This is a genomic window from Streptomyces sp. NPDC041713 (genome assembly GCF_055591085.1).
The window spans coordinates 1,005,491-1,011,490 of sequence record NZ_JBVIZY010000002.1 but is presented as its reverse complement, the minus strand read 5'-3'; the positions used below and the strand labels follow the sequence as shown (position 1 = coordinate 1,011,490).

6 protein-coding genes and 1 rRNA gene are annotated in these 6,000 nt (G+C 70.3%); 6 read left to right on the top strand and 1 reads right to left on the bottom strand.

The features are described from left to right. Positions 1-153 precede the first annotated feature (153 nt). A 5S ribosomal RNA gene (rrf, locus tag ACZ6CV_RS09520) occupies positions 154-270 on the top strand. Between the two features lie 60 nt (positions 271-330). On the opposite strand, the gene ACZ6CV_RS09515 is transcribed toward rrf, so the two are convergent. Then, positions 331-738 (bottom strand): YciI family protein, encoded by a 408-nt coding sequence (locus ACZ6CV_RS09515; protein ID WP_469250274.1) that lies wholly within the window; start codon positions 736-738, stop codon positions 331-333. Between the two features lie 185 nt (positions 739-923). Between ACZ6CV_RS09515 and ACZ6CV_RS09510 the strand changes: the two genes are divergently transcribed. The 5 genes from ACZ6CV_RS09510 to ACZ6CV_RS09490 all read left to right on the top strand — a co-directional run bounded on the left by ACZ6CV_RS09510 (position 924) and on the right by ACZ6CV_RS09490 (position 5,914). Beyond that, positions 924-1,568 carry an HAD family hydrolase gene (locus tag ACZ6CV_RS09510; protein WP_469250273.1) on the top strand — a complete coding sequence of 215 codons (645 nt, stop codon included), beginning with the start codon at positions 924-926 and terminating at the stop codon, positions 1,566-1,568. A gap of 140 nt (positions 1,569-1,708) precedes the next feature. Further along, positions 1,709-2,491 carry a VC0807 family protein gene (locus ACZ6CV_RS09505; protein WP_469250272.1) on the top strand — a complete coding sequence of 261 codons (783 nt, stop codon included), beginning with the start codon at positions 1,709-1,711 and terminating at the stop codon, positions 2,489-2,491. Positions 2,492-2,547: 56 nt separating this feature from the next. After that, on the top strand, positions 2,548-3,765 hold the full coding sequence (locus tag ACZ6CV_RS09500; RefSeq protein WP_469250271.1) for an MFS transporter: 1,218 nt from the start codon (positions 2,548-2,550) through the stop codon (positions 3,763-3,765). Continuing rightward, the gene (locus ACZ6CV_RS09495) at positions 3,716-4,891 is read left to right on the top strand and encodes an acetoin utilization protein AcuC (RefSeq protein ID WP_469250270.1); all 1,176 of its coding nucleotides are present in this window, start codon (positions 3,716-3,718) and stop codon (positions 4,889-4,891) included. The genes ACZ6CV_RS09500 and ACZ6CV_RS09495 overlap by 50 nt, the downstream gene beginning before the upstream one ends. 207 nt (positions 4,892-5,098) lie before the next feature. Further along, positions 5,099-5,914 (top strand): phosphatase, encoded by an 816-nt coding sequence (locus tag ACZ6CV_RS09490; RefSeq protein ID WP_469250269.1) that lies wholly within the window; start codon positions 5,099-5,101, stop codon positions 5,912-5,914. Positions 5,915-6,000: the final 86 nt, after the last annotated feature.

Genomic DNA, 6,000 nt, shown 5'->3' with positions numbered 1-6,000 from the left:
AGATCTGGAAGCCCGGTAACGGGTGGAGGTGACTGGTACTAATAGGCCGAGGGCTTGTCCTCAGTTGCTCGCGTCCACTGTGTTGGTTCTGAAACCACGAACAACCCCGTATGTCGGGCCACGACTACGGTGCGGTTGACAGTTTCATAGTGTTTCGGTGGTCATAGCGTGAGGGAAACGCCCGGTTACATTCCGAACCCGGAAGCTAAGCCTCACAGCGCCGATGGTACTGCAGGGGGGACCCTGTGGGAGAGTAGGACGCCGCCGAACTATTTTTGAATGGGAAACCCCCGCACCTTATGGTGCGGGGGTTTTCTGCGTTCTGGGGCGTCACTCCGTGATGGTGGGCGGCTCGGCCAGGAAGGGGCGCAGCTCCAGCCACTCGTGGATCGGCTCGCCGCCCGCGCCGGGGGCGGCGGACAGCTCGCCGGCCAGCTCGAGAGCGCGCTCGTACGTATCGACGTCGATCACCATCCAGCCGGCGATGAGGTCCTTCGTCTCGGCGAAGGGTCCGTCGGTGACCGGCGGGCGCCCCTCGCCGTCGTACCGGACCCAGGTCCCCTCGGGGGCGAGCGCCTGGCCGTCGACGAACTCGCCGGTCCCCTCGAGGCGCGCCGCGAAGTCCTGCATGTACTTCACGTGGGCCGAGATCTCCTCCGGCGTCCACTGCTCCATCGGTACGCAGTTGGCCGCCTTCGGGGCTCCGCGGTAGTGCTTGAGAAGCAGGTACTTGGCCATGGTGTTCTCCTCGGTGCTCGGGCGGCCGTTGTGGTCGCTCGTTGTCGCTTGCACTGCTGGGACGGAGCAAGCCGCGGGTTCTCGACATCGGCGGCAGAATTTTCTCGAGGATTTTCTTCCGTCCATCACGCCTGCCCTCCCACCCGGTCGGAGAGGGTTGCCCGGACAGCTCCTAGGGTCGGTATATGCGATACGACCTGGTCATCTTCGACAATGACGGCGTCCTGGTGGACAGTGAGCCGCTCTCCAACACCATCCTTGCCGGTTATCTGACCGAGCTGGGGCATCCCACCACGTACGAGGAGTCCCTGCGCGATTACATGGGGGCCGCCGTCCACCGCGTACACGATCTCGTTCTCGAGCGGAGTGGGCGGCGGTTGCCGGCGGACTTCGACGACGTACTGCACGGGCGGGTGTTCGCGGCCTTCGAGCGGGAGCTGCAGCCCGTGCCCGGGGCCGTGGACGTACTGGAGAGGCTCACCAAGGAGGGCGTGGCCTACTGTCTCGCCTCCTCCGGGAGTCATGAGCGGATCCGTGTCGGGCATCGGAAGGCCGGGCTCGACCAGTGGTTCGAGGAAGAGTGGATCTTCAGCTCCGAGGACGTCGGGCGGGGAAAGCCGGCGCCCGATCTCTTTCTCCATGCCGCCGCGAGCATGGGGGTCGCGCCCGAGAAGTGTGTCGTCGTGGAGGACAGCCCGCTGGGCGTGCAGGCCGCGATCGCCGCCGGGATGGACGTCTACGGGTTCACCGGGATGACGCCCGCGGAGCGTCTCTCGGGGGCGACCGAACTCTTCGGGGACATGCGGGAGTTGGCTGACCTGCTGGTATGACGGCGGCCCGGCACAGGCGCTGACATTTGTCACGGCCAGGTGCGGACGATCGTTTCTGTCGGCGGGTGGGTGCCGGAGGCGAAGCTGAGGTTGTCGCGAAGGAACCGGACGCACGCCCAGCCCGACGGAGGAACCCGATCATGAGCCAGCTCGCCACCGAGGTCAGCACCCAGGCCGGCACCGCGGTCAGCCCCGAGGTCCGCACCGAGGTCCGCACCGAGATCAAGCCCTCTGTCGTCACCCCGTCCGGCACGGGCGCCGGTGCCGGTGCCGGAACCGATGCGCGTAAGGCCCGTATCGAGTCGCTGAAGCCGCTGGTGCTCGACGCGCTGGTGCCGACCGCCTCGTACTACCTGCTCAGCAAGGGGTTCGGGATGGGCACGCTGGCCGCGCTCGGCTGGAGCAGCGTGGTGCCGGCCGGGCGGACCGCGTGGGGGCTGGTCAAGGAGCGGCGGGTCAACGGGCTCGCGGCGCTGATCCTGACCGCCAACGTCGTCGGGCTGCTGATGAGCCTGATCGCCGGCGATCCGCGGCTGATGCTCGCCAAGGACAGCGGGATCACCGCCACCGTGGGCATCGCCGTACTGCTGTCGGTGGTGGCCGGGCGGCCGCTGATGACCGCCGCCCTCAAGCCCTGGGTGACCAAGGGGAACGCGGCGCGCACCGCGGCCTGGGAGCGGCTGACCGCTCAGCGGGGACCGTTCGCACGGCTGGAGCGGACGTTCTCCGTGGTGTGGGGAGCGGCCCTCCTCGGCGAGGCGCTGCTGCGGGTCGTAGGGGCCTACACGCTGCCCGTCGACACCATGGTGTGGCTGGGCGGGGCGATCGCGGCCGGGGTGATCACGCTGACGGCCGTCGCCGGTGGACGCCTGGTCGTCGTGCCCATGGAGAAGCTGGTCGAGGAGGCCGTCGCCGGCCGCTGAATTGGTTGAGTGATCCACCTACCCATGGGTAGGCCGGGGCCCTACGCTCTGCAGCCATGACCGATGAGCTGCGGCGCGGCAGGGCCCTGCTGGCGTTCGCCTTCCTGGTGCAGGGCGTGACCTTCGCCCTGTTGGTGACGCGGATACCGGCGATCCAGGATCGCTACGGGATATCCGACGGGCTGCTGCCCGTCTTCCTCGCCGCGGTGCCGATCCTGGCCGGGGTCGGGAGTGTGGGCACCGAGCACCTGGTGAAGCGGGTGCCGCCGAGCGCGGTGCTGCGGTGGTCCCAGCCGGTGGTGCTGCTGGCCCTGTTGGGCGTGGGCGCGGGGGACGCGCTGTGGCAGGCCGCCGTCGCGCTCGGGATGTTCGGGCTCGCGGTGGGGGCGCTGGATGCTTCCATGAACATGCTCGGGGTGAGTCTGCAACGGGCGTACGGGCGCAGCATCATGCTCGGGTTTCACGCCGCGTACAGCCTCGGCGGGATCGTGGGGGCCTCGCTGGCCTGGGCCGGGGCGCACTGGGATCTCTCGCTCTTCGTCTCGTATCTGCCGGTCGTGGTGGTGCTCCTGCCGGCCGCGCTGGTTGGGAGCCGGTGGTACGTCGACGCGGGGGAAGCGCAGCCGGGCGGGGGCGGGGGTGCCGCGGGTGGCGGGGGCGTCGTCTTCAAGGTGTTGTTGCCGCTCTGCCTGGTGATGACGTTCGCGTACATCGGTGACTCGACCGTCTCCAACTGGAGTGCCAAGTACCTTCAGGACGTGCTGGGGAGCTCCGAGGAGGTCTCGACCGTTCCGTACAACGTCTACATGGTGATGACGCTGGTGGGGCGCGGGCTCGGGGATCTGGGGGTGCGGCGGTTCGGGGCCGCGGCGGTGGTGCGGGCCGGGTCGGTGGTGGCGGCGCTGGGGTTCGCGGTGGTGGCGGTGGCGCCCGGGGCGTGGGTGGGAATCGTGGGATTCACGGTGCTCGGTCTCGGATTGTGCGTGATCGTCCCGCAGACGTTCGCCGCGGCGGGGAGGCTGTTCCCCGGGGCTTCGGACGCGGCCGTCGCGCGACTGAATGTCTTCAACTACGTGGGCTTTCTGATCGGTTCGCCGTTGGTGGGCGGGCTCGGGGACGCCTGGAACTACCGGGGCGCCATGGTCGTTCCTCTGGTGCTGGTCCTTCTGACCTTGCTGTACGCCCGTTCCTTCGCCCCGGGAGCGGACGGGTACGGTGACGGGCATGAGCGGCCGCGCACAGCTGATGTGGGACGAGGCAGTAACGGGCTATGACTTCGGCCCGGGTCACCCGATGGACCCGGTCCGGCTCGGGCTGACCCGAAGTCTTGTCGGCGCCTTCGGGCTCGACCAGGAGCTCGACGTGGTCGCGGCCAAGCGCGCCGGTGACTCGACGCTGCGCCTCGTGCACCGCGGGGACTACGTGGACGCGGTCAAGGCCGCCTCCGCCGACCCGGAGTCCGCCCGCGGGGAGTACGGGCTCGGCACGGAGGACGACCCGGCCTTCGCCGGGATGCACGACGTGTCGGCGCTGATCGCCGGGCAGTCCGTCGGCGCGGCCGAGGCGGTGTGGCGCGGGGACGCGCTGCACGCGGTGAACTTCGCGGGCGGGCTGCACCACGCCATGCCCGGGTCCGCCTCCGGGTTCTGCATCTACAACGACGCGGCGCTGGCCGTCGCGCGCCTCCTCGAACTGGGCGCCGAGCGGGTCGCGTACGTGGACGTGGACGTGCACCACGGGGACGGGGTGCAGGCCGCGTTCTGGGAGGACCCCCGGGTCCTGACCATCTCCCTCCACGAACATCCGCGCACGCTCTTCCCGCAGACCGGGTGGCCGGAGGAGACGGGGGCGGACGGCGCGGCCGAGGGGTCCGCGGTGAACGTCGCGCTGCCGGCCGGCACCGGTGACGCGGGGTGGGTGCGGGCCTTCCACGCCGTGGTGCCCGAGCTGCTCGCCGAGTTCCGGCCGCAGGTCCTGGTGACGCAGCACGGTGCCGACACGCACTTCGAGGACCCCCTCGCGCACCTCGCCGTCTCGCTGGACGCGCAGCGCGCCGTGCAGGTCGCCTGCCACGAGCTGGCCCACGAGCACGCCGAGGGGCGGTGGGTGGCGCTGGGCGGCGGGGGATACGCGGTGGTGGACGTGGTGCCCCGGTCGTGGACGCACCTCGTGGGGATCGCCGCGGGGCGTCCCGTCGAGCCCACGGCGGCGGTGCCGGAGGCCTGGCGGCAGGAAGTCTTCGCCCGGACCCGGCAGTTGGCGCCCGGCCGCATGACGGACGGGCGGTGGCCGGTGGAGTGGCGGAGCTGGGAGTCGGGGTACGACCCCGCCGACCGGCTCGACCAGGCCGTGCGGGCGTCCCGGCGCGCGGCGTTCCCGCTGCGGGGGCTGTTGCCGTAGGCAATAACAGGGGCTCGTGGGGCTGCCGCGAGGGCGAAAGGGCCGAACCCCGTCCCGTACCGCCGGACCAGCCGAACCCCCGTCCCGTACCTCCGGACCAGCCGAACCCCCGGACCGTACCGCCGGATTATGAGCGCGTTAGCCCAACTGTGGGTGGTTTCCGTGCTTTTGGGGACGGCTGGCCCTCGATGCGCCAGCATCGGCTGCGTGTTGAGCACCGGCGCCCTGCGCGCGCATCTGTTGGCGGCCCGGCTGGCCGGGCCCGTGGCCACGTCCCGGGAGCAGAGCCTGCGGAGTTACCGGCTCTTCGCGGCCCGGGACCCGCGACTCACCCTCGGACTCGACCCCGAGCGGAGCTGGGGCGCCGGCGACCTGCTGCGCCTGATGGCGGACCGATGCGGGGTGTCCGCCGACCCCCGGCTCACCACGGGGGCCGACGTCATCGATCCGGAACGGACGCTGACGGCGCTCGACGCGTTCGCGGAACGACTCGCGGCCGCGGCGCGGCGTAAGCTGCCGGTACTCCTCGGGACCGGTCATCCGCACCGGCTGCTGGGGTTCTACGCCACATTGGCGGACGCCCTGTCGGCGGCCGGATGCACTGTCCTCACCCCCGCGCAGGGCAGCAGTGTCGACATAACGACCCGGTTCGGCCTACGCACGTACAACCTTGACTACGTACAGGGAGTCGCGCTGGTGCGCGAACCCGGCGTGCGTCCCACCGGGCGTGAGCCCGGCGCACACACCCACTCACCGCTGCCGGTTCGGGCCGCCCTGGATGCCGCCGCGGAGGCCGGCGGACCGCTTCCCGGGTTGGTCGTCGGGGACCACGGGTGGGTCTGCGGAGCAGGTCAGCTGGGGTTCGAGGCCATCGGTCTGGCGGATACGGATGATCCCGCGCTGTTCGTCGGAGAGGCCGAGGGGCAGGTGTCCGTCGTCGTTCCGCTTGATGACGCTGTGCGGTCTGATTACTACCGACCGCTTACTCGCTATGTACTCAATCGAGCGTGTCTGTCACAGTAGGCGGCCGATCGCTGCTCCTCTTCCCCACTCGCATCATCCGCCCCTAGTCTGGGGAGTGAGCGCATAGCGACGAAGAGTCACCGGAA

What these genes read in the sequence shown, in the direction of transcription:
- ACZ6CV_RS09515 (WP_469250274.1), bottom strand. Translation starts at nt 738, where the DNA reads ATGGCCAAGTACCTGCTTCTCAAGCACTACCGCGGAGCCCCGAAGGCG.
- ACZ6CV_RS09510 (WP_469250273.1), top strand. Translation starts at nt 924, where the DNA reads ATGCGATACGACCTGGTCATCTTCGACAATGACGGCGTCCTGGTGGAC.
- ACZ6CV_RS09505 (WP_469250272.1), top strand. Translation starts at nt 1,709, where the DNA reads ATGAGCCAGCTCGCCACCGAGGTCAGCACCCAGGCCGGCACCGCGGTC.
- ACZ6CV_RS09500 (WP_469250271.1), top strand. Translation starts at nt 2,548, where the DNA reads ATGACCGATGAGCTGCGGCGCGGCAGGGCCCTGCTGGCGTTCGCCTTC.
- ACZ6CV_RS09495 (WP_469250270.1), top strand. Translation starts at nt 3,716, where the DNA reads ATGAGCGGCCGCGCACAGCTGATGTGGGACGAGGCAGTAACGGGCTAT.